The organism is Bacillus benzoevorans (genome assembly GCF_014207535.1).
GTDB classification, from domain to species: domain Bacteria; phylum Bacillota; class Bacilli; order Bacillales; family Cytobacillaceae; genus Bacillus_BD; species Bacillus_BD benzoevorans.
On the sequence record NZ_JACHGK010000009.1, the window covers coordinates 79,685 to 105,492 of the forward strand.

Sequence of the window (25,808 nt, forward strand, 5' to 3'; positions counted from 1 at the left end):
GAGGAGACATGATTATGCTAGGATTTTTCAAGCGTGACAAAAATAAAATCGCTAAAGACGGCGAGGACCATACAGTTGATTCCAAGGAACTCCTCGGAGAAGAGGTTGAGTCAACAGGGCGTGAAGTAAAAACAAAGCTCCACTTCCCTCCAGGTATTAATGTCGGTCAAGAGGAGCGGTATTATTATCAATTTTTAAATAATGAACTGCCTTTGTTAAAAGAAAATCAAATTTCACTTTCCGGTATTGAAGTGGAGAAGGATGAAGACGATTCAGTAGTGGTGAAAGCATTTATCCGCAACAGTCTGCCTAAAGCGATTATGTTCAATGAGCCTGTGCCGTTGCTGCTGCTTGGACCTGATGAGCAGGTACTTGCGCGTAAAACCTTTAATTTATCCGTTTTCGGGGAACTGCCTGCTGAAAGCAGCCTCCCATGGCTGTTTACATTTGAGAAACAGTTCGTCAAGGTTGAGGAGATTCCGCAAACCGATTGGAAGCTGGCATTTGAATTGAAAAAGGAAAAAGGTCCGCATGCCCTTGATTTGGAGGAGAGCTGGGAAAAGAGCCTGGCTGATACCGATAAAGAAAAACTGGCTGAGCTCGTCAAGAAAATGACACCGCCAAAGCCGGGTGAAGTGAATTTCATGGGCATCCAGGCAAGACTTGATAAGGACGGCTCCCTGCATACGACCCTGCTGATCCGCAATGGCAGCGATAAGAATGTGAAGCTGGAACAGATTCCATTAATAATTGAAGATGCATCAGGCGAGTGTGTCGCAGAGGGCGGGTTTATCTTAGATAATTTCGAGGTTAAAGCGAATACGAGCAAGCCTTGGACGTTTATTTTCCCGCAATCTCTGCTGAAGAAGGAGAAAATCGATTTAAGCAAGTGGAAGGCTTATCCACCAAAGGGTGCTTGATAAGAAGTTAAGGCTCACGACATGTCGTGGGTCTTTTTTTACAGCACGCTGTTCGTTTTCTTTTGATATATCGGCGAGTTTGTGCCGGAAAAGGGACAGTGAACCTGTCCCCCTGTCCCAGACGATATATCGGCAACTTTCATCCAGGTATCATTTTTTTACAATAATTCAGGGGCGTCACAATGACGCCCCTGAATTTGAGGTCCTGTTTCCCGCTAAAAAAAGAAAAGCACTTATCGACGTGATGAGTGCTTTTTCCCCGGGCTACCAACCTAGAATATTTAATATAAGTTAAAAAGGAGTATATCTCTCTTACATCTATATCTTACCATTCAAACATAATTATCTCAATTATTTTTTCTACTTTATAGCAACTTATTCAATAATCGGCCGGCCAATGGAATAATACTTAATTCCAAACTTTTTAACATCATTAAGTGAAAAACAATTGCGCCCGTCAAAAATGATTGGCTCCACCATTGCCGTCTTGAATTTTTCCAATGGGAGGTTCTTGATTTCATCCCATTCAGTTAAAATAAATGCTGCTTCAGCATTGTTCAGCGCTTGCTCAGCAGATTCCGCGTACTGTATTTTGTCACCGTAGATTTTCTGCACATTCGGCATGCCAATTGGATCATAGGCCGTTATAACAGCGTCTTCCAGCAGTAATTCCTGAATCAGCTTTAATGAAGCGGCGGCGCGGATATCGTCGGTATTCGGCTTAAACGTAAGACCGAGCACAGCGACTCTTTTTCCCGCTAAGGAACCGAAGTGCTGCTTTGCTTTTTCAAATAAACGGCTTTGTTGGATTTTGTTCACATCGATGACTGATTTTAATATTTTAAAATCATAATCGTAATCGTTGGCCAGATGGTTCAGGGCATTGATATCCTTCGGAAAACATGAGCCGCCGAAGCCGATTCCTGCCTGAAGGAACTTGCTTCCGATCCGTTTATCAAGTCCGACTCCCTCCGCTACGTATTCGATATTGCCCCCAACACGCTCACAGAGGTTAGCAATTTCGTTAATGAAGCTGATTTTGAGAGCAAGGAAAGAATTCGATGCGTATTTAATCATTTCTGCGCTGCGCAGGTCAGTATGTACAATCGGCAGTTGAAATGGCTCGTAAATGTTTGCGATCGTCTCCCCTGCCGCCTTGTCATCCGAACCGATGACGATGCGATCTCCATGGAAGGTATCATAAATAGCCGAGCCTTCACGCAGGAATTCAGGATTGGAAACGACCTTGATCTGGATACCGGGGGCGGCGTGTTCCCGAATAATGCGGCCGACCCATTCATTGGTTCCTACCGGCACGGTACTTTTGGTGACAACGATGATGTCTTTTGTGATGGTTTTTGCCATTTCCAGGGCTACCTGCTCAATATAGGATAAATCGGCGGAGCCATCTTCACTCTGAGGTGTCCCTACCGCTATAAATATACAATCCGCTTGTGAATAGGCCTCTTTTACATCAGTGGTAAAGGTGAGGCGGTTTTCGCGAAGATTTTTTTGAATAAGTTCATCAAGACCTGGCTCATATATGGGAGAGATTCCTTGCTGTAATAGTGAGATTTTCTCCTGGTTTATATCTAAACAGATGATTTGGTGTCCAACGTCAGATAGGCAAACGCCTGTCACAAGACCCACATATCCAGTTCCAGTTATTGTTATGTTCATGGTCAATCTCCTCGCTAAGTCCAATTGTTGTTAATCAAATTCTTGAAGTTAAACAACCATTACATTATAGCCCAAATTTATAGTGAACGCACTCGAATTTCGGGGTGAAATGTTAATTACGGGTTAACTTTTCCGGACAAGAGTTCACGTCCTGCTTTTACGCTTTGGAGGGTGCGGTCAGACCCTGGGCATGTTCATGTGGATTTGGGAAATACTTTAACTATTGCAACTTTTTATGCCGGCTTGTCGTCTTTTCGATAGATCTATTTCTTACTATCCACTATAATGGTGAAAAAAATGTTTATTTTTGGAAGAAGTGATGCTGCATGAGGAAGGAAAAATACAGAAAAAAGAGACAGAGAGCCTTTTGGAGGGTCTTGGGGATTGTTTTCGTATTAATGGCTGCGGGCGGAGGAGCCTATGCCTATTCGGTGTATCATTCGATGACGACTGCTGTGAAGACGATGCATCAGCCGATTCAACGTGTGAAGTCGGAAAAACGGGTGGAAGAGATTGTCCTGGAGCAGCAGGATCCGTTCTCCGTGCTGCTGTTGGGCGTGGATGAACGCGCCGGTGATAAAGGGAGATCCGATACGATCATTGTACTGGGTGTGAATCCAAATACGAATTCGATTAAAATGGTCAGCATCCCGCGTGATACCCGCACAGAACTGATCGGGCGCGGGACAGAAGATAAAATTAATCATGCTTATGCCTATGGCGGCATTGAAATGTCGATAAACACAGTGGAGAACTTCCTAGATATCCCGATTGATTATTATATCCAGATTAATATGGAAGGGTTTAAAGACATTGTCGATTCTGTCGGCGGCGTAACGGTTGCAAATGACTATGCATTCAGCTATGAGGGTCATGATTTTCCTAAGAGTGAAATCACATTGAATGGCGATGAGGCGCTGGCCTTTTCGCGGATGCGATATGAGGATCCTCGCGGGGACTTCGGCCGGCAGCTGCGCCAGCGGATGATTATTCAGGGGATTATTAAAAATGGTGCCAGTCTATCTTCGCTGGGAAACTATAAGCAAATCTTCGCCGCCCTGGGGAAAAATGTGAAAACCAATTTGACCTTTGATGAGATGGTGGACATCCAGAGCAATTATAAGGATGCCGCGGGCAATGTGACGCAGATCGATATGACGGGAACAGGCGAAAAGATTGATGAGACGTTTTATTTACTTGTTGATAAGAAAGAGCAGGTACGGGTGCAGAACGAATTGAAGGAGCAGCTTGGGCTGATGACGCCTAAAGCCGGGGTGTGAGGGTAACCCCGGCTTTTTTGTTTGTGTGTACAGGGGAAGTGCGTGGGCTTGCTTTCTGTCTGAAGTAGATGCAGGTTCGAACAGCTTGTCCGCATGAGACCCAGGTTCGGACTACTTATCCAGCCCCCATTCTCACCGGACCAGTTTTGCTTCCGTTGATACAAAAAAGCCGAGGTCCTGCCCCGGCTGCTGTAACCGTCTATTCACTTTTACTTAATGATCTTGATGTCGCCGATAAATTGCAGGGGCTTTCTTTCACCTTGGGCTGCGTTAAGCATGCCGAGGATCATGAGGACGAACATGGCGATGCCCCATAGAGCAGCAATAATGCCGAAGAGCCAGGCAATAAACCACAAAACTGCTGATAGGATGGAAAGAATGAGTTGCCCCGCCACAGAAAAGATTAACAGTACCAGCCCTTGATTCGCGTGGAAGCGTCCGGCTTGGGATTCCGGTGAAGCGACCAATGGAATAAAGAAAAGAATTCCTAAATAGGCCAGGATACAAACGATTTTGTTTTCCTCATCGTCGCTTTGCTTGTACGTATCATGGTCGTTCCACGAAGTGCCTGTTGGTGTGCCGCAATTGTCACAAAACTTTGCCTCGTCCGCTAATGACTTTCCGCATTTTGTACAGATCATTTTGAACACTCCCCTCTATTTTTGATGCCTTGTGGAGCAATGGACCTGTCCCCCCTCCCGTTTTATTCAGCCGCTTTAGTAAAGGTTATGCTCGACTCGGTGAAAAGAATGCTATCTCCACTGCTGTTTTTGCCTGTGTACATTATTTTGCCGGAGGATACGACTTCGTCTGGTTCAACTGTGAAGCCTTGTTCTTTGAGTGTATTGATGTAGGCGTATGGTTCAGCGAGGTTTTCATAGGTGTAGTTGATTTCATTTGATGTGATGGTACAGGATGTGATGCAGCACTTCTGGTCTTTTTTTAGATTCAAACTATTATGTTAATTTAATTATATCATTATGGGTAGATGGTACCCGTGGGAAAAGTGACAAAATTGCTTTATTTGCGGGGCGGAATGAAAAATACGCCATTTGGGTCGAAGTGGTCGATATATTGTCCGAACTGGCCGATATAACGGGAAAAGTGGCCGATATATTGCCCATACTGGCCGATATATTCAAAAAAGTGGCCGATATCCGTTTTCAGCGGGTGTAAAGCACACCATTAATTTTCGATTTTATAGACCGAAAGTAATAATTAAATTGGCTTTTTATAAAAATTTTCGTATCATTAATAGTGAAAAATTAAATGGGAGCGATAAAATGATTATTAAACCTCGAACAATTCCCCGTACACTGCTGCAGTACCAGGCCCTCGAACACCGAATTCCTGCTGACCATCCGAAAATGCCGCTCATTCAGGAAAATATTAGAAAAGGACTGGCCGGATATAAAGGTGAATGTGCGCTCGATTATCCTCTGAGTTTCCTGCCTGAGAAAAAATACTCCATTTTACACGATGTCCGGCTTCAGGTGGACGGTCATTTTTTTCAAATAGACAGCATTTTACTTTCCGAAATGTTCATTCTGCTGATTGACGCAAAATATATGGCTGGGAAGTTGTACTTTGACGTCCGGTTCAACCAACTGATACAGACCGTAGATGGAGAAGAAAAAGCGTATTCCGACCCTTTGCTTCAAAAAAGATATCATGAAGAGCAATTTAATAAATGGCTCATAAAAAACAAACTGCCGGCTGCGCCTATCCTCTCACTTGTTGTGGTAAGCAATTCCTATACGATCATCCAAACTGCCTCCGAAAATCGAGACCTTCATCAAAATGTGATTCATCACGAGTACCTTCCCTTTAAAATAAAAGAATTTGAAGAGAAATTAACCAAGCCCTTTTTAACGGAAAAGGAACGCAGGAAATTAGGACAGCAGCTGATCAAGCAGCATACAACGCCTGATTACCCTATTCTGGAAAAGCTGCAAATATCCCAGAGCGAACTGCTGAAGGGAGTTTACTGTCCAAACTGTGGCAGACTGCCCATGAAGCGGGACTATGGAAAGTGGACTTGCCCCTATTGCCAGCACATAAATAAGGATGCCCACGTACTTTCTTTAAAGGATTATGAGCTTCTTATTGGCCCGACCATTACTAATCGAGAGATGCAGGACTTTTTGCGGTGTCCGTCAGAGAGTATATGTAAAAAGCTACTGCGGAATATGGAGCTTCAAAGTATGGGCGAAAATAAAGGAAGAGTATATGTGCTGCCTCAAAATGAAATAGTATTTTTATAGAAAGCAGATCCTCTGGAGGAAAGTGGCCGATATATTATCCGAACTGGCCGATATAATGGGAAAAGTGGCCGATATATTGCCCAAACTGGCCGATATATCCGAAAAAGTGGCCGATATCCGTTTTCAGTGGGTGTAGATGCTTCACTAAATTCGGCTTTTTTCATTAATTTTGGTTCTTATAGCTGTTATTCAGCAATGCTTTTTATTCAATCCAGCCCGAAACGGCGGTTTGCCGCCGAAAGTACAGCACAGCTTTTCATTCAATAAAGCTTTTGCCCTTAAAAAAAACGCAATGAACGTGAAAAACCCAGCCTCAGCGGCTGGGTTCTCCTGCAAACTTACTCCTCGTCCTTGGTTAAATCCTTCACTGGAAGAATCTCTCCTGCTTTATGAGTAACTTTGCGTAAATTGAACATGGCTTTCAAACAGAATACCAGTAAGATGACAACTCCGATTAAGAAGATGGTATCTGGAATGGCGCGGTACGTTAAGATAGTCTGTACGACGTCATTTTGCAGGAATTCTGCTGAACGGGATACAGCGTATCCGTGGTCATAAGCTGCCTTCATCTGCTTAATTCCGACTGGAAGCAGGGAGGCGAAGACCATTCCGGCAAGACCGACGTTTAATAGGATGCAGCTGATTTTTATCCATTTGTCGTTCCATTTTTCCGGCTTGACGATATTTCTTAAGCAGTACAGCAATAAGGCAATGGCGAACATTCCGTAAACACCCATCATCGAAGCGTGACCGTGTGTCGGTGTTAGGAATTGTCCGTGTTCCAGGAAGCTGACAGCTGGCAAGTTGATCAAGAAACCTAGGACCCCTGCGCCAACTAAGTTCCAGATGCCGACAGAAATTAAGAACCAGAATGTGCCTTTGTATGGGAAGCCTCCCCCGCCGGCTTTCATCATCTTGTACTGCTCATATGCTTCTAAAATTAACAGCGTTAACGGAACAACTTCAAGTGCTGAGAAGACTGCACCGAGGGCAATCCAAGCTTCGGCTGAACCATTGTAATAATAGTGGTGCCCAATACCGATGACGCCGCTGCCCAATAGTAAAATTAATTGGAAGTACAGCGCTCTGACTGTTGATTTCTTTGTTACTAATCCCATTTGCACCATTAAGAATCCAATGACTACTACGGCAAATACTTCGAAAACAGCTTCTACCCAAAGGTGAATGATCCACCAGCGCCAGTAATCAGCGAAGGTAAAGCTTGTGTCCGGGTTGATAAAGAAAGCAAAAATATAGAACAATGGTACAGCAATGGCTGAATAGAACAGCAAGTGAATTAATCCGCCCTTGTCTGTTTCCGCCTTCAGACCACTCTTCAATCCGCGGTAGACGATGAACAGCCAAATCAGCATGCCGACAGCAAGGATAATCTGCCAGATACGTCCAAGTTCGATATATTCCCAGCCGTTGTGGCCTAGTAAGAACCAGTTGTTGCCTAAATATCCGTTAGCACCGAGCCATTCCCCGATCATACTGCCGGCAACAAGAACGACTAATGCCCAGAATAAAATGTCTACTAACAACCCTTGGCGTTTCGGCTCGCGTCCGCCGACAAGCGGTGCCACGAAGATCCCCATTCCGAGCCAAGCAGTGGCAATCCAGAAAATCGCTAACTGTAAGTGATATCCTTTTGAAATATTGAATGGCAGGATATCATGAATCCATTTGATGCCGAAGAAGCTGTCCGGCTCAATATAGTAGTGGGCTAAAAGCGCCCCGAACATCGACTGCACGAAGAACAGCGCCACGACGACGAAGAAATACTTCCCTGTTTTGACCTGTGACAATGTAACAGGCAGTTTATTTAAATCAATCCGCGGGAATTGACCTTCTTTATAGGCCTCCTCCATTCCTAAACGGTAGCGGTTGAAGAAATACAAAATGATACCAATGAAAAGAATCAGAATCGTAACACTGGCGCCGCTCCAGATGATGGCTGTGAAGGACATCTCATTTCCGGCATCTTCATAGTACGGCCAGTTGTTTGTATAGGTAATATCATCGCCAATCCGCTCTGTGCTGGAAAGCCATGCAGTCCAGAAAAAGAAATCGGAAATCTGCTTAATTTGGTCGCCGCTGGCAACGTATGCTCTGCCTTCAGCAGGCATATGCTCTTCTTTAATCAGTTCAGGCTTTAATCCCCAGCCGTCCCCTTCTGTGAAAACCTTATGATAATACTCTCCTACTTTTTCATAACCATAGCTTTGCGCATCTGTCAGCACCATTGTATCTGATGCAGGGTCATAACGGTTTTCGCGCATTTCTTTTTTGACCAAATCACGAATCACCGTTTGTTCATCACTCGAAATATCTGCGAAGGACTTGCCATATTTTTCATTGGCTTTAAAGTCCTGCATACCCTCTGTGTAAATCTTTAACGCTTCTGCTGTATAATCCGGTCCCATGTAGGAACCATGTCCAAGAACGGTACCGTAATCCATTAAACCATATTTCTGGAATACGGCCTGACCGCCCATGATGGTTTCTTTTGTAAAAAGAACCTCTCCTGCCTTAGTTGTCACTTCAAGCGGCCTTGGAGCCTGTTCCTTGAAGATCCAATAGCCCCCTGTGAGCAGCACAGTAAAGCTGGCAATTAGTGTAATGATAAGAATTGATTTTAATAGTCCGTTGCGGTTTGACTTTGTATTGACCATCTCACCCCATCCTTTCTCTTTTGTCAAAATCAATACTAACCTAAATGCTATCGAAACATTGTTAACTACATCACTTTACACGTGTGATATTTATCACTTGACAATGAGAATATGAAATTTCCTTCACTATGATTAAGGTCACTGAGATTAGGAAGTGGCAAAGTATACACTATAATCAGAAAGGTTATTTTGAGGAGGGGTCAATGAGAATGGCAACTATCGAACAAGAGCTGAAGACTGTTTCTATTTTTAACGAATTAGAAGATGAAGAAATCTTTCGTATCGATGAAATAGCGCAAACCCGCTTTTACAAAGAGAAAATGTATGTCTTTATGCAGGGAGACCCCCTTGACAGGCTGTTTTTTATCCAGTCAGGAAAAGTAAAGATTTATAAAGGTGATGGTTCAGGGCGCGAACAGATCGTTTCGATTCTGGATGCCGGGGCGATGTTCCCGCATGCCGGATTTTTTCAGAAAGGTCAAGTCTGCCCGGCAACTGCAGAGGTATTGGAGGACGCGGAGTTAATCGTCATTCCAATTAGTGATTTTGAAAAAGTCCTTCTTTCCAATCCAGCCTTGTGCATAAAATTGTTTAAGGTTCTGGGCGAGCTGATCGTCGATTTGCAGAACCGCTTGGAGGAGCAGATTCTTCATGATACGTATGAACGGGTTGTCATGCTGCTGCTGCGGCTGTGCAAGACAAACGGTGTTAAGCATCATGATATTTATAAAATTACAACTCACCTGACAAACCGGGAGCTGGCGAGCATGATCGGAACCTCCAGGGAAACTTTCAGCAGAACGGTGAATGATTTAAAGAAAAAGGGCTGTGTTGCTTTTGATGAAAAGGGATATTTGATGATCGACAGGGAAGTGCTGAAGGAAATGATTTTGTAGCGCGGCGGGGCTGTGAGGCTTCGCTTTTTTTGTGCAGGTGCTTTCGTTTGAGGCTTTTAATGAAAGGCTTTTTTTTTCTTAATTTAAGGCTGTGTTAAAGGTCAATGTTGATTTATTGTCCCTTGTTGATTGGAGTGGAAGGCACGAAGACTCCCGCGGGAGAAGCGCAACAGACGAGACCCCGCAGACACGAAGTGTCGAGGAGGCTCGTCTGTCGCCCGCAGAACCGTGCGTGCCTGGAACGGAAATCAACAATCAAGTTTAACAGAGCCTAATTTAAAAAAATTCAAAAAATTGGTTCTATATGAATAATCCCCCTCTTGCTAGACTTCTAACAGATGTGGTATTATTCAACAGTCTGATTTATTAATAAATTGTAAATAAATTGGTAAAAGTAGCTATTTAATGGATGCAGTTATACAATCAAGGGTTAGTATGTTTTTAACCTGCTTGCAATTATAGTATTACAATTTCATTAACTTTTTTACAAGAACTTAAAAATGTGTATCTTTAGTCACAGACAAACGAATGAATTATCTGTAAAATGGTAATAATATAATAAAATATACTATACTTTCATAGAGGTGGTAACTATGAAACAACTTACATTAGAAGATAAACTTTTAATCATGACATCCTTATTAAATTATATACAGTTACTTCGGGACCGATTAATCAATGAAGGCTTGAGCGAAGGCCTATCTAGTGAAAAGACAGTCCTTCTTAGCCAAGAATTGGACGAGTATATTTATTTATATCAAGTATTTCAGCAACAATGTCGCGGACTTGTTTCATAGTGAATGAACCATCTTGTCTAATCAGCTCGATTCAATGAGCCGTTTTAATTAAAATTGCGAAATACCACCTTCCAATATATTTTAGCTGCCTGCAGGGAAAAAAACTTGCCGGCAGTTTTTTTATTTTTTGCCATTAAAGCAGCATTTCTGCTTAGCATTTTTCCTTCTTCGTATTGATATTTTGAAAGTGGCCGATATGTTGGTCGAACTGGCCGATATATGCATGAAAGTGGCCGATATATTACCCGAACTGGCCGATATCTGCTGAAAAGTGGCCGATATCTCCGATGGGCACCTAATAAAATGAGATGAAAAGCTGAAGGTTGACGATATAATCGGTAAAGTCGACGATATTTTTGCAAAGTAGACGATAAAATGAAAAAACTGCTTTTCTATGTGACCATTCTTAGCTAAAAAAGAAGCTGTCTCCCATTCTAAAAGAGACAGCTTCTTTTTTTAATCACAAAGTGCCTTAACCAAAGCCTTTTTGATGAATTTTGGCTGGCCACAGCAAATGGCCGGCATGTGGGCATCCTGCGGTTGGAAGATGGCAAAGCTTCCCGCTTGGACGAGGACAAGATCTCCTGATCCTTCATAGAACATGATATCATTTTCCTTAATTTCTTCAGCAAGCTTCACATTGCCGATGTTGGTATAGCCCATTTGTTCCTCACCTTGGACCATACATTGGATATCGGTATATTGATAATGGGATTCGTAGCGTCCCTCTTCTTCCTGTTTTGTTTCATATTCCTGGATCAGGACGAATACCTTGTCCCCTTCAATTTCATACTTTCCCGGCTTCATCGCAGCTAAATCGGTCTCCTCTAAAAATTGAAGTCCCTTTTGCAATCTTGGATGCAGACCATAGTACATTTTCGCATTCGCTAATCTATCAATAATCAATGTATATTCCTCCAGAGGCTTGATATTTTTAAACTTGCATACTAGTATATAATATTGTTTTAGCACAAACAAGTCTGGAATCAAATTCGCCCGTGAACTTATTCAACATACTTCAAAAAGTTTCAAGGGGTCACTGTACCGTCCAGAATTTATTGGAATAATTTACTTTCCTACAGGGGAGGATAAAAATTACTTATTACGTTTGTTGTGCTGGTGAAGGAGGATGGCGGGCATGAAGAAGTATGATTCGATATCGATTGTGCAGATTTCTTTGCTGATCATAACGGCAGTTGGGCTGAAAAATCATGTGACGGTGATTCCGCATCTTTTGACGGCGGCTAAACGGGATGCGTGGCTCTCTATTCTTTTTGCCCTAGCAGTCGTGACTTTATGGGGTCTCTTGCTCATGTATGTCCATAAGGCTACACAGCCGGATAATGTGTTTGACTGGCTGGGGGAGCATTTCGGCAAAGCCGTAAAATGGATTTTCGTGATTCCGACAAGCCTTGTTTATCTCGTTTTAACAGCTGAAACTATTAAAGAAATGGTGGCCTGGACGAGGGTGACCTATTTACCGATTACCCCTTCCTTTCTCACTGTTTCCTTATTTGTCCTGCTTTGTGTATTTCTTGTCTTAACCAGCTTACAGACGATGGCAATTGTCAATACATTAGTGCTTTCAGCCATTCTTGTGTTTGGTTATTTCGTGGCATTTGCCAACATCCCGCAAAAGGATTTCAGCTTGTTGCTTCCGTTTCTCGAACATGGTCTGGATCCTGTGTACAATGGCATGCTTTATCCTTTATCCGGGCATATTGAGGTGATCGCACTGCTGTTTTTGCAGCACAAAATTCACAATAAACTTTCCTATAAAGCCATCGTCATTAACTTAATCCTCCTTTCCTATTTGACGGCAGGTCCGTTAATCGGGGCCATCATTGAATTTGGTCCGCTCGAAGCGGCCCGCACCAGGTTCCCCGCTTATGAGGAATGGCGCTTGGTGTCGATCGGGAGATTTATTGAGCATGTTGATTTTCTCGTGATATACCAATGGATTTCCGGTGCCTATATCCGTGTCGCCCTTTTGTTATATCTCTCCATCGAAGTATTGGGAATCAAAAAGCAGCGGCGGAAAAGATTCGTCCTCTTCTTCTATGCGCTTGCCGCCATTGCCATCAATTTAATCCCGATTAGCGATATTACGATCCACAATGTCATTCGGGACTACACGATGCCGATTAACTTTTGGTATTTTTTAGGGCTGTCTCTCCTGCTTAGTCTTTTTGCCTTTATAAAAAATCGAAAGAAAAGGAGACATGCTTATGTTCAAGCGAAGGAAAATACTCCCGTCCAAAGCGAATGAAGATGCCTGCCAGAAACTTACTGTGAAGAAGAAAAAACTATTTATTGTGAATGCAGAGGATCTGCGGGACATTTTTAAAGAAGCAGAAGATGTTTTTTTCAATACCGCTAGTTATTGTCCAGAGTCCCCGGTTAAAGTCACGTTTGTCGGTTGTCAGGGAATGGTGGATCTGGATTTATTAAATCATTTAGTAGTTGACCGTCTGCATTTATTTTTCGAAACATATAATGGGGATCGAATAACAAAAGAGAATATTGCTCAGTCTCTCCACCTGCCGCAATTAGAGGAAGTGGAGTCTGAGGAAACAATGTATGCCGATATTTACTGCGGAAAATTGTTAATCTTTTTTCACGAAGCTCAATACCTATTTTCTACAAATATTTCCCATCGGCCGCAGCGCACGCCGGAAGACACAGCAACAGAAATTACGATTAAAGGACCGAGGGATAATTTTATTGAGGACATTTCCGTCAATACGGCATTAATTCGCAAACGGCTGCGCACGAATTCTCTTTGTGTAAAAAAGTTCCAAGTTGGAAGACGCTCTTTAACGGAGGTGGCACTGCTATATATCCACGATACCGCCAACCCTAAAATGGTCGAGAAATTGACAGAGAGAATTAATGCCATTGACGTAGACGGGATTTATTCCGGTAATCAATTTATGGAACTGATTGAAAAATCTTCGCCCTTTTTCCCGCGCCATCATTACTCAGGCAGGCCTGATTTTTCCGTGCAAGGTTTATTAAATGGGCGGATTATTATTTTGATTGATGGCGTCTCCTATGCCATGATTTTGCCAATCAATGCCTTCTTTTTGCTTAAGACAGCGGAAGATTCGGAAAATATCAGCGCCTTCAATTCATTCGAAAGATTCATGCGGGTCATAGGGGTTTTTATCGCTACCTTATTACCGGGTTTTTGGGTGGCTGTCACAACCTATCACCAAGATCATTTGCCGCTGATTCTGCTGGCAACTGTCGTTGAATCCAGGCGCGGCATCCCATTGCCGACAGCTTTAGAAGCCCTCATTATGCTCCTATTATTTGAATTATTTAAGGAAGCGGGATTGCGCATGCCCTCTGCTGCCGGCGGCACGCTGAGTGTATTAGGGGCACTGATTATTGGCGATGCGGCGATTCGGGCCGGCCTGACCAGCCCAGCGATGCTCGTGATTATTGCCGGTTCTTCCATTGCCACCTTCACCCTTGTCAATCATTCCCTGGTCGGTGCGATTAGTTTAGTGCGCATAGCGGCTATTTTTCTCTCCTCTGTTTTGGGGCTTTTTGGCTTTTTATTTATGCTGCATTTTCTGATCATTGCCGTAAGTAATGTCCGGGTCTTAGGTGTACCACTTTTCGGAATTACAGCAAACTTGAATATCAAATATGTATTGAAGTCTATTATCCGGATTCCAAACAAGCTGGATACTTCCAGAATAAATCCAATCATTTCAAAGGACATGACACGGAAAAAGGAGTAATCTTCTATGAAAAAAAGAACCATTTTATCATTGATTATTTCCTGTCTTTTCCTTTCAGGATGCTGGGATCATAATGAACCGGAGCGGCTGCTGTACATAAATGGAATCGGGGTAGATTATAAAGAAAACGGTGATGTAGAAGTCTTTATGCAAATCATTAATTTGCAGGGACTGGCAAAGGTAGAAAGCGGCGGCGGGCCAGGTTCTGTAGAGCAATCAGAGGTCGGCCGTGCCACAGGCAGGACGATGGAGGAGGCCGTTTTCAATTTATATCATACCATTGACAGGAGAGCTTTTTTGGGCCATCTTTCCTATGTGATCCTTACTAAGGAGGCCGTTACCAAAGGCGCAGTGAAGGATGTCGCCGACCTCCTTGACCGGTTCAGGGAAACAAGATACCGGACTTATTTTTTTGTCACACAGGACCCGCTTCAAGAGGTGATGCTGATTGAACCTCTTGATAATATTCCTTTAGCTTTTTCAAAATTAAGCGACCCGATTGATAATTATAAGCAATCCTCCCTGATTGAACCGATCGATTTAAGAGAATTGATTATCCATACCGATGAACCAGGTCACCAGGTTGTGCTGCCGGTGGTGAAAATAACGAAGCAATGGGCGAATAAAAGTGGGAACGAGAAGGATTTGTTAATGGAAGAGGTAGCAATTGTTCATCATAATACACTTCAGGACATCATTCCTGAAAAATCCTTCCAGGGAGCACGCGGGGTGGAACAGGATTTTATCCGTGACCTAGTCGTTTTTTCCCCTGGTGATCATCATAACCAACATATGTCCGTCGTTGTCTATAACAAAAAGATAAAGGTACAGCCTGTTGTAGAGAATGGAAAAATTCGTTTTAATATTAGATTGAAGGTAAAAGGCACGCTGCAAATGACGAAGTTTAACATGAAAAGGGAAGAAATTGAAAAAGAAGTGGCCAAAACGATTAAAAAGGAGATTCTTACGGCATATGATTATGGACAGAAGAAGAATATTGATCTTTTTGAATTGTCGACAGTTGCTTACCGCCAAAAAAATCAAGCATGGAAAAAGGTAGAAAAGAATGGGCTTATTCCGCTGGAAAAAGGCACAATTAAATCGCTCGACATTAACGTGCGCTTACAAACTACCGGTCGAAACAAACAAGAAACCATGTTTGCAAAGCAAAAAAATGAAGGCTTTAAGAAACGGTATCCGGAGGAATGAAAGATGGCAGCGTCATTTATGCCAGCCCTTCCGGTTTTGTGATCATGATTGTAATGAGTGCAAAAAAACGGGGCATCGCTGTGACTGATGCCCCGTTTTTCATTTTTCCTTTAGTTGATTAATTCTGCGGCTTTTAGAACTTTTTCTAATACGACCGCCATTTGGTCACGCTGCATCGATTTGTCTGGTCCGAATTCGCCATTGGCAAACCCGCTGATGATGCCAGCTTGGTAGACTTTTTCGACACTTGCACGGCTTGATGCTCCGATAGCAGCATCATCTTTGAATGACGCAAGCTTTTTCGTTTTATCATACTTGGAGTCTGCAACATTTACATATTCCATCGCTTTGGCAATCATGATCGCTGCTTCAGCACGGTTGATCGGCTTGTCCGGACGGAAGTTTCCATCCCCATACCCATTGATGATCCCCGCTTCGGCGGCAGCGTTAATTTCACCGTTTTGGTTAACCGCCTTCGTATTCGGTGTATCCGGGAATTTCAATGCAGTTGGATTTTGTGCGGTTAAACCGAATGAACGTGAAATTAAAGCAGCAAACTCACCGCGCGTAATCGCATCGCTTGGAGCATAGCTTGTTTCAGATTTTCCGAAAATGATATATTTTGAAGCTAATTTTTCGATATAGTATTCAGCAAAGTTTCTGCCATTGTCGATATCGGTGAATGTTTTATCGTTTTCTACGATCACGTATTTCGAGTTATCCCTTTTGAAAATCGTTCCTTCATTTCCGGCAAATACAGCTGGAGTGCTTTGGTATTTCTCACCTTCTAAACGAAGGGCAGCTGTTCTGTCAGGATTGAAGTTTTTATGGCCAACGATTGTCCGTTTTACGTATGTTGAGAATTTAGATATTTCGATTGCTTTATCACCAGCAACTGCTCTTACAGTGAATTCAATCACCTTGGAAACCGGATTTAATTTATTTTTCGCAATCGCGCCTTGTACTTGATTCGCGTCAACGATATTCACTGTGATTTCGATTGAGACCGCATCAGCGGCAACGCCAAGTTTTTGCGCCAAGTCAGCAATATTGATGGCATTGACAGGAAGTTTATAACCAGCTTCTGCTGTTTTTACATATAGAATGGCATTTGGATCCTTCGCTTGTGCTTTTGTAAAAAACGCTCCCGGGATCAAGGCTTTGTTGATTTCGCCTTCTGCCGCTTGCGGTAATGGCAGCACAATAACGTTGTTCGAACCGGAGATCAGTCCGACAATTTCATCTACCTTATTAGCCTGTACCTTTGTTACAAATTGTGTTTGACCGTTGGAAGTTATTTTTTCAATGACAGCTGCATCAGCCGGTACTTTGGCTTCGCCAGGACCTGGTGGATACGGGATTGGCTGCGGCTGCCCTGGATCTGGATCGGTTCCTCCGCCGCCTCCGCCACCAGGAGTGCCGTTTTCAACCTTCTTCACTGCATGTAAAAATGCCTTTCTCACTTCACCTTTTGGGTCTACCTTCGCTATAATCTCTGACACTGCCTTTTTGACTTCATCTATACTTATATTTTTTAGAAATACAGTTGCCAGATCCTGATTATTTTGGATACTGCTAATAATAACTGCTGTGACAGCATTTTCTAAAGCCGTATTGATTTCAGCCTCTGTTGCATTTGGGTTAAGAGTCTTCAAGCGGTTATAGAATTCAATCGCTGTACCGATGATTAATTCCTGAATTTCTTGAGCCGATACATTTTTTCCAAACTGTGCTGCAATAGTTGAACTTGTGTTACTTAATTGTGTTAAGTTCGTTTGCAACTCGTCAGGGGATGTACTGGCTGCCATATTAGCCGCCGCCTTAAGCAAAGTGGCCATAGCGGTTACTTTTGCTTGATCATTTGCAGTCACGATTCTATCTGCGTATGTATTCCAATCCAATTTTCCTATTTCTGTTTGGGCATCTTTAATTTTTTGCAGAAATGCTGCATTCTCTTGTTTTTTTAGTTCGGCGTAAATCGGGTTTAACTTTGCAGCTAAATCATTGGCATTATAGGCGGCTGCAGTCACCGAATTTTCTGTTCCAGCTGCTTCTGCTTGAACAGCGCTAAGGCCGGCCGCTGGTGCGAAGGCTATCGCTGCTGCCAAAATGGCTTGTACTGCTTTTTTACTAAAAGGATATCTTTTCACTGGTTTCACCTCTTATATTTCTTTTTTCTGACACATCTAAAGTAAAATAGATATGTGAAAATATGTAAGTTTACATGCTAAATACATACTATCTTAAATCCTAGTGTTTTTTAAAGGGTACATAGTCATCCTTTATTGAGAACACAAAAAGTAGATTTAGTGTATTTGAAGCAGGAGCAAAGGTAATAAGTCCTGCAATTTGGGCAAAACCTTTCTTTTTTTGGCCATTTTTGTATAATCAAATCAATCAGAAATTATTTTACAGACTAATAATTTGCCAATTATACCCAAATATTATCGGAAAAGAGGGATCTTATGAAGAAAATGTATTTGCTCATTGGAGGGGCGCTTGCTGCTATTGTGTTCCTAACGTTCGGCATCGTAAGCTGGAATGAGAAAATAGAAACAACCTCTGAATCTGCTAAGGAAAAGATTGAAATAGTGAAAAAGTCAGACCCGGATTTAACCGGTGATGCTCCGCTCGGCAGCGGTGACGCAGGGACATCAACAAACGCTCAAGCGGGTGGATCTGATTCGAATACGGCCGATGACGGGATGCTGGGCCAGGGAAAATCGGGAAATCCCGGTACAAAAAATGGCAGCGGAGAGAGTCCTTCCTCCCCCGTTGCCGCACCGAACCAACCCGGTACGGCATTAGCAGACATTAAGTCGGCTTATCGTGCGGCTTTTTCTGATCTAGAGGTTTGGGAAGGCAGCAAAATCGATCAAATCGTCGTGCAGGCAAAAGCTGACTATGTCAGTGGTAAGTATTTGAAAGAGGATTTACTGGTTAAATATCAGGAAATCGCCCTTTCTCTTGAAGACCAGGCGGATCAATCCTTTAATGCCATTTACCAGCAGTTGGAGGCTGATTTACAAAAGAACGGTCATGATCCCAATGAAGCGGTGAGTTTTCGGAATGAGTATCAGCAGAAAAAGGCAGAACGGCAGTCGCATGTGATTAGTGAGTTGTCGGAGTTTTAGAGACGGTTTTAGAGCCTGAAGCATTGTATCCGAAGTTGCCGATATATTGTTCGAAGTGGACGATATATCAGAAGAGTTGCCGATATCTTTCAATTTAAGGGCCGGGAACCAATTTTTCGGCTGGTGAAGCAAGTTGGATTGCCGGGTAAATCAGGCTTATGACTAATTTGAAAAGAAATTAAAAAGGAGTTGTCCCAAAATGGACAGCTCCTTTTGTAATTAGTCGATTAATTTAGCTGCTTGAAGAAGTTTATCAAGAACGACAGCCATTTGGTCACGCTGCATTGATTTGTCAGGACCGAATGATTTATCGCTAAATCCGCTCATAAGACCGGCTTGGTATACTTTTTCAACATATTGACGGCTTGTTGTACCGATTACAGCATCGTCTTTGAAGTCAGCAAGCTTTTTGCTTGTAGTATATTCTGAGCTTGCAACTTTAACATAATCTAAAGCTTTAGAAAGCATGATCGCTGCTTCTGCACGGTTGATTGGCTGGTCTGGTTTGAAGATATTACCAGCGTATCCAGAGACAATACCTGCTTCAGCGACTGCATTGATTTCGCCGTTTTGGTTAACAGCTTTTGTATTTGGTGTATCAGTGAATTTTAATTGAGTTGGATTTTGTGCAGTTAAGCCAAGTGCACGAGAAATTAACGCAGCAAACTCACCACGAGTGATCGCTAAGCTATTTGCATACTCAGTATCTGATTTACCGAAAATGATATATTTTGAAGCTAATTTTTCGATAGATGCTTCAGCAAAGTTCTTGCCATTGTCGACATCAGTGAATGTTTTGTCGTTTTCAACGATAACATATTTAGAGTTATCTTTTTTGTAAATAGTCGCTTCTTTTCCATTAAACGTAGCTGGAGCGCCTTGGAATTTTCCATTGACTAATTTAACCACTGCTGTGCGAGCAGGATTAAACGTTTTAGTTCCAGTGATTGTACGTTTTACGTAAGTTGAGAATTTAGAAACGGAAACTTCTTTATCACCAGAAACAGCTTTCACTGTAAATTCAATAACGTCTGAAACGGCGTTCAGTTTGTTGTTATCTAAATCAGCTTTTACTTCTGCTTGTGGAACTACATTGACAGAGATTTCAATTTTAACATCAGAGGCCGCAACACCAAGTTCATTTGCTAATGAAGCTACATTGATTTCACTAACAGGAAGTTGATAGCTTGCTTCTTCTGTTTTTACATTAACCGCTGCATTTGCGTTCTTTTCCGCTGCTTGAGTAAATAACGTTGCAGGAAGCTCTGCTTTAGCTGTTTCGCCAGCAGCCGGTGCACCAAGAGTTAACGGAATAACCGCTTTTTCAGCTGTGATTTGGGTAACAATCTCAGCCACTTTTGCTGCAGGGACTTGGGTCACGACAGTGCTGCCTTGTTTTACTGTTTCAGTTGCGTCTTGTGGAAGTGTAACTTCGCCTAGGGCTGGATTTTCAGTTGGTGCAGGTGGTACTACACCGCCGCCTCCGCCGCCTCCGCCATTAGGATTTCCAGCTAGAAATGCAGCTAAAATAAACGCGTCTCGCAAAGTTGATAACTCTGATTCTGTAATAATTGTTTTTGAAACAAGCTTTTCATTAATTCGGTTTTTCATTTCAATTATACCATCTAAATTAGTACCTAATTCAGAGTATAACGTTGAATTAAGAGTAGCATACGTAGGGTTTTCACTAATTAATTCATCTCTAACTTGTTTAGTAATGGTTTCAATCGTTCCACCATTTTTTAAAGTAGTATAAATAGAAGCAAACCCTTTATCCCAAAGTTTCTTTTCAGAATCAGCTAGAAACTGTAATACTAAATCAGTTGTTCCTGGTCCTACAATATATTCCAATGCTTCACCTTGAGGAGAGGTTTTAAAGTCTGACAGCATTGTAGCTAAATTTGACGAACTTGCATCATAAGATAGAGTTGCAATTGCAGCTGCAATACTTTCAGCAGATACAGTACTGTAATTTGTTGTAGTATCTGCATTATTTGCAGTTGCAACTAATTTTGCATTAAAATTATTGGCCACTTCAGCTGTTAATACATCTCTCCAATCATCAGTGGTAAATTTTGTTTCATCTTTTAATGCAATGGCAGCTTTATTAAAGATTACTTTTTCAGGAGTACTGAATTGACTATAAATTGTTTGCATCCGAGTTAACGCATCATTAGCTGTTGCTGCCTCAACTGTACTAGGCTCAAAAACTCCCCCTATACTAACTACTGGGGAAAACGCAACCGTAGCAGCCAGGATAGCTGTTATGGCCTTCTTACTAAATGGATATTTTTTCATTTCCTCACCTCTAAATTTATTGTTCTGTTTTTCCGAATTGCCAAAAATAGAAAATATATGAAAATATCATTCGTCTGATAAATTAATACTATATCAAAAGTAGCAGTTTTTCAATTGATTTTATTTACAAAAAAATTCCTGTCCTTTATTTTTCTGCTATAAATCTTATATAATGAATAAAGCGGGTATCTCTTTAAAATATGGTAGTTTATCATTATTTTTATATACTATTTTCAAATGAGGAGCGATTATGAAAAAGAATCTAACCATTTTAGGTGCTGTTATCTTAACGGCGGCAGCCATTACTTTTAGCCTTGTTCATTGGAATAATAAGATAGAAGTGACATCAGCAAAAGCAAAGGAAAAAATTGAAGTAGTAAAAAAGACTGACCCGAATTTGACTGGTCATGCACCAGTGAATAATATTGGAACCGCGGATGTCTCCGGAAGTGCAGATTCCTCCGGCAACCAGGGAAGTGATTCAGGCGCCGGCACTGGAACACAATCTAGTAATGACGGCACAGAAACCACCGCAACTGCAAACAGCGGGGATGCTGCAGTTGAAGCCCAAGGCGGTACTACTGCGCTTCCCGGGACTTCTTTAGAAGAGATTAAAGCGGCCTATCAGGAGGTTTTTACACAGCTGGAGGTTCAGGAAAGCAGTAAAGTGGATCAAATAGTCGTACAAGCAAAAGCCGACTTTGTCAGCAAGAAATATTCAAAGGATGAATTAATCGCTAAATACCAGGAATTTGCGGAACTTCTTGAAACGAATGCAGATAAAACCTTTGATGCTTATTATAAGCAGTTTCAGCTTGATTTAGAAAAATACGGTTACGATGTAAACGATGCAGTACCGTTTAAAAATGAGTATACCGCGAAGAAGCAGGAGCGGATGACACAGGTAATCAGCGAGTTGTCACAGTTTTAGTGCGTTTCTATTTAACAAAAAACCTCCACCCGGCGTTTTAAGGTAGAGGTTTTTTACTTGAGTTTTCTGCGAAAAGATTACTCTCTTCCGTAGTAGTAGTAATAGTGACTATCTTGAATTTTCTTATGGTTCAAAACGGTGCCCAGCAATTTGCCGTTAGCGGCGAGGAGCAGCTCCTTTGATTTGACAGCTGCTTCGATAGGGGTTTCTCCGCTTTTGATCACCAGGATCGTCCCGTCACATTGATTAGCAAGAATTTGCGCGTCCGTAACAGCAAGAACCGGCGGCGTATCGATTAAAATCATATCGAAGCTTTCCAAAGCCTTGTCCAGCATGTCCTTCATAGCTTGTGAACCAAGCAGCTCTGCCGGGTTTGGCGGAATCGGTCCTGTAGGCAAAACGGATAGATTCTCCAATTCCGTTTCCTGGATGCATTGCTGCAATTCATTGCGTTTTGTCAGAATGCTTGTCAGACCGCGCTGGTTTTCAACATGAAAGGTATAATGTACCGTTGGTTTACGCATGTCACAATCAATCAGCAGCGTCTTCTTTCCCTGCTGGGCAAAAACAACCGCTAAATTGGCCACTGTAGTCGATTTTCCTTCTCCTGGTCCCGACGAGGTAACAACAATCGTACGGATGCCCAGGTCTGAAGAAAATTGAATGTTCGTCCGGATTGTTTTGTATTGCTCTGAAATCGGTGAACGAGGGTTGCTTGATGTGATAAGACTTCTATTTTGTCTCACGATGTTTTTCGCGTTTTTCTTAAGCCTCAACTTTATCACCTCGTTTCTTCAGATTGCCTATATTTGTATGGGAAGATGATCTCTGTTCATCTGCTGCGGTAATGTTACTAACGGCACCAAGTACAGGCAGTCCAAGCAATTTTTCGATGTCCTGCTCAGATTTAATCGTGTTATCTAAGTATTCCAGTAAGAATGCCACTCCGACAGAGGCCATTAAACCGACCACAAAGGCAATCGCCATATTTAACATTGGCTGCGGTTTGATTGGTGCTGGATTTTCCGGTAATTCAGCCGGAGATAAAATATGAATATTATCGATTCTCATTAGCTTAGAGATTTCTTCTTTAAAAACTTGTGCAATTTCGTTCGCGATAATCACGGCTTCAGCCGGGTCATGATTTTCTACCGCGATGCTGACTACCTGTGATTTCCCTTCCTGCGTGACGCTGACACTGCCGTTCAGACCTTGTGCTGAAGTATCCAAATCTAATTCTTTAATAACTTGATCCAAAATATACGGGCTTTTCAAGATGACGTTGTATGTTTCAATAAATTTAGCATCTGTATCTAGTGATATTCCTGCTAATGATGCGATGGAACCTGCTGCTGCCTGGCTGACAAGAATTTGTGTCGATGCCTTATAAACGGGCTTTAAGACAGTATAGCTCACTACCCCGCTTACGATCGTTGCTAAAAGAGTGACAATGACGATTAAAGCAAACCTCTTCTTTAATACAGCAAATAATTCTCTTAAACTTATTGTTTCCTCTTCCATTATATCCTCCTAATAATTTTTCTCCCCTGCATGTTGTTCCTAGCCTTCTTTGTGACTAGAGGAATAAAATATGGACTGTCTCTTCAATCTTGCGTCACCTTAATAGAGAACGACGCTCCCCTCCCACAGTCTAGTACCCCAAACTGCCGGAACCTGAAGAACAGCCCTATATGTAAAAAACTTTCTCATCATGATTGCGTTAATCCCAAAGGTTAGTTTAAGATAATCCTACCTTTATTTCAATAGAATAATAGCAAAAACGCCCCCCTTTTTCTTGTATAGATGGGCACCTATCTCAATTTGGGAAAAAACTAGCTGAGACGGTTTTTCACACACCTGAGTCTTTTTAACTTTTTTTATTAACAAATGATATGACTATAGTAACTATTATACCTTTCCCCTGTCATAATAAGGAAAAATATAGGACGCCTGTTTTTCTACAAAGATAATCGGTGCTTTTATTTTTATAAAATAGTTTTTCTGCAGCTATCCGCGCTTTCATCAAGCAGATTACCGGGGACAAACTACCGGTTCAGCGCTTCTTCAATTGCAGCAATTTCTTCTGCCGTAAAGCGTGAATAGGCCATTTGGATCGCCAGTTCCTGTTGTTCCGGGGTTAGACCCTTTGCGGAAGCACGGTTGTATAGATCGATTTCTTCTTGGGTGAAGCGGCTGAACCCGAATGCAACGGCTTCTTCCCTGGTGGCAAAGTAAAGTCCTCCGGTTTGCTTGTTATTCGGTGCGGCTGCCGGCGTTTCCCCTATATTGCCGGAAGTTTCCGGCGCCGTTGGTGCACTATTTTCTCCAGTCGTCCCAGTTTCTTCATTTATATTATCGACCGGAGTTTCCGGATTTTGAACGCCCGTTGTGTCTGCCTGCCCTTCCGTATCCGCAGCGTTTTTCTGATCACTGTTTTCCATGTTGCTATCGCGGTTATCGCCCTTTTCCTCTCGTTCTTTGTCCGCTTCAGGCTGTTGCACGCGGGCAACCGATGCTCCGTTATCGGTTTTATTCATTTCATAAAAAAAGTACCCGGAAGCTGAAATAAGCAGAACCAAGGCGGTTCCGCCGATGATCATCCCTTTTAATTTCATAATTCCCCTCCAAATATTATATTAATATATCAAAATATACGAATTAAATGTGTCCATAGATTAGTTTATCATTATTTAGATGGATTTTAAAATCCTAATAAATGGATACCATTGATTCGTTCTACCCAAAGAACACACATTAGTAAAATGTTCTCTTTTGAGGTATAATTGGAATTAATTATACTATTAAGCATTGGAGAGATGAACTATGCCATTAATTGCAATGAAAGAGATTGGAACGCCATTAAAATTAATCGGTATCAGACTGTTCAAATCGAGCGAAGGCGCCCTCTATATCAAGTACGGAAATCGTCCGAGAAAAAGACTATTTAATTAACCATGTCTATACCGCCGTATACAGCTGAATGAGCCTATTTATTATGAATGGATCATTTTAATACGTTTTCCTAATCAGAGCGAATCCTAAAGGATTGGCTTTTTTTGTGCGCTCAGGAAACATGAGGACGGTTCTTGCATTTCCCTAAATAGTGGAATTTTTCCTGCCTTTCCTTTATTAACGGGTTTATTGTTTTTAAAAAATGGGAAGAAATGTATGTAGTAAAGGGAGGGAAATTGGGTGAAAACGAGTTTTTCTGAGATGGATGAGATTTTTAAGCGCACAAAGGATGCTTTGGGCGAATTTATGGGGATGATTACACCGATTATGGAGACTTCAACGGATGACCATGAGCGCCTTTACTGGCACCATATTTACGAAGAAGAGGAGCACCGCTCTGATCGATTGGCGATTCTGATGCCGAAGATTCAATCGATTTTAAACACTGGCGGCGAAGTCCCCGATAATCAGCTTGAGTTCGTTCACCTGCTGCAGGATATCAGCCTTGAGAAGTTTGGCTTACATAATTTTCTCGAACATTTAGATTTATCCCTTTTTCAATTTAAGGGCACGGAATTTGAAGCAAAGGTCCAGGAGCTGCGCGACTTTACTTTTACGGATTATCAGATGATGAAAGAGATTTTGAACGCATTAAACGGGTCATTCCACGGCGCAGCACCACTACAAACTGCCATTCCAACGGACGAAAAGGACGGGCATGGTGCAGTTAAAATTGATGCCTATTCGGGTGGAGATGAGCCAGCACAGCAGCACGTCTCGACTTCCCGCCCCAAAAAAGGTCTGACGGTTGGAAGTTTGAAACACGGGTGAAACACGGGGATGGTTCTTGCGTTTCCCTCAATAATGGATAGACACCCAAGGACGTTCAAGTCATCAAAAGATTCGGTTATTAATATAGAAAGAAGTGAGTAAACACAGGGTGTTTCTTCATTTTCCAAATTGGAATTATTTTTACATAGGCTCAGTTAAAGTTCAGTGTTGATAATAGCCTTATGTGTA

General features: G+C 42.2%; 22 protein-coding genes. 13 read left to right on the forward strand and 9 right to left on the reverse strand.

All coding sequences use genetic code 11. The features are described 5' to 3' along the window. The first annotated feature begins 14 nt into the window (after positions 1-14). Entirely contained in the window at positions 15-920 is a 906-nt protein-coding gene (locus tag HNR53_RS13255) for an accessory Sec system S-layer assembly protein (RefSeq protein ID WP_184526752.1), read from the forward strand. Between the two features lie 375 nt (positions 921-1,295). On the opposite strand, the gene HNR53_RS13260 is transcribed toward HNR53_RS13255, so the two are convergent. Then, positions 1,296-2,600 carry a UDP-glucose dehydrogenase family protein gene (locus HNR53_RS13260; protein ID WP_184526754.1) on the reverse strand — a complete coding sequence of 435 codons (1,305 nt, stop codon included), beginning with the start codon at positions 2,598-2,600 and terminating at the stop codon, positions 1,296-1,298. A 326-nt stretch (positions 2,601-2,926) separates the two neighbouring features. Here HNR53_RS13260 and tagU point away from each other — a divergent pair, with 326 nt between their 5' ends. Beyond that, positions 2,927-3,880 (forward strand): polyisoprenyl-teichoic acid--peptidoglycan teichoic acid transferase TagU, encoded by a 954-nt coding sequence (gene tagU, locus HNR53_RS13265; RefSeq protein WP_184526756.1) that lies wholly within the window; start codon positions 2,927-2,929, stop codon positions 3,878-3,880. Between the two features lie 209 nt (positions 3,881-4,089). Here the strand turns inward: tagU and HNR53_RS13270 are convergent, their stop codons facing one another. Next, on the reverse strand, positions 4,090-4,521 hold the full coding sequence (locus tag HNR53_RS13270) for a zinc-ribbon domain-containing protein (RefSeq protein ID WP_184526758.1): 432 nt from the start codon (positions 4,519-4,521) through the stop codon (positions 4,090-4,092). Positions 4,522-5,163: 642 nt separating this feature from the next. Between HNR53_RS13270 and HNR53_RS13275 the strand changes: the two genes are divergently transcribed. After that, the gene (locus tag HNR53_RS13275; protein ID WP_184526760.1) at positions 5,164-6,144 is read left to right on the forward strand and encodes a nuclease-related domain-containing protein; all 981 of its coding nucleotides are present in this window, start codon (positions 5,164-5,166) and stop codon (positions 6,142-6,144) included. A gap of 338 nt (positions 6,145-6,482) precedes the next feature. On the opposite strand, the gene HNR53_RS13280 is transcribed toward HNR53_RS13275, so the two are convergent. Continuing rightward, complete coding sequence (locus HNR53_RS13280) at positions 6,483-8,819, reverse strand: nitric-oxide reductase large subunit (protein WP_184526763.1); 2,337 nt, start codon at positions 8,817-8,819, stop codon at positions 6,483-6,485. A 203-nt stretch (positions 8,820-9,022) separates the two neighbouring features. On the opposite strand from HNR53_RS13280, the gene HNR53_RS13285 reads away from it, so the two are divergent. Together HNR53_RS13285 and HNR53_RS13290 are read left to right on the forward strand one after the other, a co-directional pair. Beyond that, the gene (locus HNR53_RS13285; RefSeq protein WP_184526765.1) at positions 9,023-9,715 is read left to right on the forward strand and encodes a Crp/Fnr family transcriptional regulator; all 693 of its coding nucleotides are present in this window, start codon (positions 9,023-9,025) and stop codon (positions 9,713-9,715) included. A 593-nt stretch (positions 9,716-10,308) separates the two neighbouring features. Continuing rightward, a complete protein-coding gene (locus HNR53_RS13290; RefSeq protein ID WP_184526767.1) occupies positions 10,309-10,512 on the forward strand; it encodes an aspartyl-phosphate phosphatase Spo0E family protein in 204 nt (67 codons plus the stop codon). Positions 10,513-10,968: 456 nt separating this feature from the next. Here HNR53_RS13290 and HNR53_RS13295 read toward each other — a convergent pair whose 3' ends face one another. Further along, complete coding sequence (locus tag HNR53_RS13295; protein ID WP_184526769.1) at positions 10,969-11,418, reverse strand: NanQ anomerase/TabA/YiaL family protein; 450 nt, start codon at positions 11,416-11,418, stop codon at positions 10,969-10,971. Positions 11,419-11,650: 232 nt separating this feature from the next. On the opposite strand from HNR53_RS13295, the gene HNR53_RS13300 reads away from it, so the two are divergent. Genes HNR53_RS13300 through HNR53_RS23425 form a run of 4 tightly spaced genes read left to right on the forward strand, consistent with a single transcriptional unit; the run spans position 11,651 to position 15,595 of the window. After that, entirely contained in the window at positions 11,651-12,781 is a 1,131-nt protein-coding gene (locus tag HNR53_RS13300) for a GerAB/ArcD/ProY family transporter (RefSeq protein ID WP_184526771.1), read from the forward strand. Beyond that, a complete protein-coding gene (locus HNR53_RS13305; RefSeq protein ID WP_184526774.1) occupies positions 12,741-14,264 on the forward strand; it encodes a spore germination protein in 1,524 nt (507 codons plus the stop codon). The genes HNR53_RS13300 and HNR53_RS13305 overlap by 41 nt, the downstream gene beginning before the upstream one ends. Before the next feature lie 6 nt (positions 14,265-14,270). Next, on the forward strand, positions 14,271-15,473 hold the full coding sequence (locus HNR53_RS13310) for a Ger(x)C family spore germination protein (protein ID WP_184526776.1): 1,203 nt from the start codon (positions 14,271-14,273) through the stop codon (positions 15,471-15,473). Beyond that, the gene (locus tag HNR53_RS23425; protein ID WP_281391834.1) at positions 15,470-15,595 is read left to right on the forward strand and encodes a hypothetical protein; all 126 of its coding nucleotides are present in this window, start codon (positions 15,470-15,472) and stop codon (positions 15,593-15,595) included. The genes HNR53_RS13310 and HNR53_RS23425 overlap by 4 nt, the downstream gene beginning before the upstream one ends. On the opposite strand, the gene HNR53_RS13315 is transcribed toward HNR53_RS23425, so the two are convergent. Beyond that, positions 15,584-17,623, reverse strand: a complete 2,040-nt coding sequence (locus HNR53_RS13315) for an S-layer homology domain-containing protein (protein WP_184526778.1) — start codon at positions 17,621-17,623, stop codon at positions 15,584-15,586. The two genes, HNR53_RS23425 and HNR53_RS13315, sit on opposite strands and share 12 nt — an antisense overlap. A gap of 315 nt (positions 17,624-17,938) precedes the next feature. On the opposite strand from HNR53_RS13315, the gene HNR53_RS13320 reads away from it, so the two are divergent. After that, positions 17,939-18,607: a hypothetical protein gene (locus HNR53_RS13320; RefSeq protein WP_184526780.1), complete on the forward strand. Its 669-nt coding sequence runs from the start codon at positions 17,939-17,941 to the stop codon at positions 18,605-18,607. A gap of 219 nt (positions 18,608-18,826) precedes the next feature. Here HNR53_RS13320 and HNR53_RS13325 read toward each other — a convergent pair whose 3' ends face one another. Beyond that, positions 18,827-20,905 carry an S-layer homology domain-containing protein gene (locus HNR53_RS13325; protein ID WP_184526782.1) on the reverse strand — a complete coding sequence of 693 codons (2,079 nt, stop codon included), beginning with the start codon at positions 20,903-20,905 and terminating at the stop codon, positions 18,827-18,829. A 250-nt stretch (positions 20,906-21,155) separates the two neighbouring features. On the opposite strand from HNR53_RS13325, the gene HNR53_RS13330 reads away from it, so the two are divergent. Beyond that, complete coding sequence (locus HNR53_RS13330; RefSeq protein ID WP_184526784.1) at positions 21,156-21,836, forward strand: hypothetical protein; 681 nt, start codon at positions 21,156-21,158, stop codon at positions 21,834-21,836. A gap of 77 nt (positions 21,837-21,913) precedes the next feature. Here HNR53_RS13330 and HNR53_RS13335 read toward each other — a convergent pair whose 3' ends face one another. From HNR53_RS13335 to HNR53_RS13345, 3 genes are all read right to left on the reverse strand, one after another. Further along, positions 21,914-22,612 carry a CpsD/CapB family tyrosine-protein kinase gene (locus HNR53_RS13335; protein WP_184526786.1) on the reverse strand — a complete coding sequence of 233 codons (699 nt, stop codon included), beginning with the start codon at positions 22,610-22,612 and terminating at the stop codon, positions 21,914-21,916. Continuing rightward, positions 22,602-23,357, reverse strand: a complete 756-nt coding sequence (locus HNR53_RS13340) for a YveK family protein (RefSeq protein WP_184526788.1) — start codon at positions 23,355-23,357, stop codon at positions 22,602-22,604. The genes HNR53_RS13335 and HNR53_RS13340 overlap by 11 nt, the downstream gene beginning before the upstream one ends. Positions 23,358-23,881: 524 nt before the next feature. Further along, entirely contained in the window at positions 23,882-24,451 is a 570-nt protein-coding gene (locus HNR53_RS13345) for a hypothetical protein (protein ID WP_184526790.1), read from the reverse strand. Between the two features lie 208 nt (positions 24,452-24,659). Here HNR53_RS13345 and HNR53_RS23430 point away from each other — a divergent pair, with 208 nt between their 5' ends. Further along, positions 24,660-24,788, forward strand: a complete 129-nt coding sequence (locus tag HNR53_RS23430) for a hypothetical protein (protein WP_281391835.1) — start codon at positions 24,660-24,662, stop codon at positions 24,786-24,788. Between the two features lie 240 nt (positions 24,789-25,028). After that, complete coding sequence (locus tag HNR53_RS13350; RefSeq protein WP_184526792.1) at positions 25,029-25,619, forward strand: IMEF encapsulin system ferritin-like cargo protein; 591 nt, start codon at positions 25,029-25,031, stop codon at positions 25,617-25,619. Positions 25,620-25,808: the final 189 nt, after the last annotated feature.

Coding starts and splice junctions, on each gene's coding strand:
- HNR53_RS13255 (WP_184526752.1), top strand. CDS start 15: ATGCTAGGATTTTTCAAGCGTGACAAAAATAAAATCGCTAAAGACGGC.
- HNR53_RS13260 (WP_184526754.1), bottom strand. CDS start 2,600: ATGAACATAACAATAACTGGAACTGGATATGTGGGTCTTGTGACAGGC.
- tagU (WP_184526756.1), top strand. CDS start 2,927: ATGAGGAAGGAAAAATACAGAAAAAAGAGACAGAGAGCCTTTTGGAGG.
- HNR53_RS13270 (WP_184526758.1), bottom strand. CDS start 4,521: ATGATCTGTACAAAATGCGGAAAGTCATTAGCGGACGAGGCAAAGTTT.
- HNR53_RS13275 (WP_184526760.1), top strand. CDS start 5,164: ATGATTATTAAACCTCGAACAATTCCCCGTACACTGCTGCAGTACCAG.
- HNR53_RS13280 (WP_184526763.1), bottom strand. CDS start 8,819: ATGGTCAATACAAAGTCAAACCGCAACGGACTATTAAAATCAATTCTT.
- HNR53_RS13285 (WP_184526765.1), top strand. CDS start 9,023: ATGAGAATGGCAACTATCGAACAAGAGCTGAAGACTGTTTCTATTTTT.
- HNR53_RS13290 (WP_184526767.1), top strand. CDS start 10,309: ATGAAACAACTTACATTAGAAGATAAACTTTTAATCATGACATCCTTA.
- HNR53_RS13300 (WP_184526771.1), top strand. CDS start 11,651: ATGAAGAAGTATGATTCGATATCGATTGTGCAGATTTCTTTGCTGATC.
- HNR53_RS13305 (WP_184526774.1), top strand. CDS start 12,741: ATGTTCAAGCGAAGGAAAATACTCCCGTCCAAAGCGAATGAAGATGCC.
- HNR53_RS13310 (WP_184526776.1), top strand. CDS start 14,271: ATGAAAAAAAGAACCATTTTATCATTGATTATTTCCTGTCTTTTCCTT.
- HNR53_RS23425 (WP_281391834.1), top strand. CDS start 15,470: ATGAAAGATGGCAGCGTCATTTATGCCAGCCCTTCCGGTTTTGTGATC.
- HNR53_RS13320 (WP_184526780.1), top strand. CDS start 17,939: ATGAAGAAAATGTATTTGCTCATTGGAGGGGCGCTTGCTGCTATTGTG.
- HNR53_RS13325 (WP_184526782.1), bottom strand. CDS start 20,905: ATGAAAAAATATCCATTTAGTAAGAAGGCCATAACAGCTATCCTGGCT.
- HNR53_RS13330 (WP_184526784.1), top strand. CDS start 21,156: ATGAAAAAGAATCTAACCATTTTAGGTGCTGTTATCTTAACGGCGGCA.
- HNR53_RS13340 (WP_184526788.1), bottom strand. CDS start 23,357: ATGGAAGAGGAAACAATAAGTTTAAGAGAATTATTTGCTGTATTAAAG.
- HNR53_RS13345 (WP_184526790.1), bottom strand. CDS start 24,451: ATGAAATTAAAAGGGATGATCATCGGCGGAACCGCCTTGGTTCTGCTT.
- HNR53_RS23430 (WP_281391835.1), top strand. CDS start 24,660: ATGCCATTAATTGCAATGAAAGAGATTGGAACGCCATTAAAATTAATC.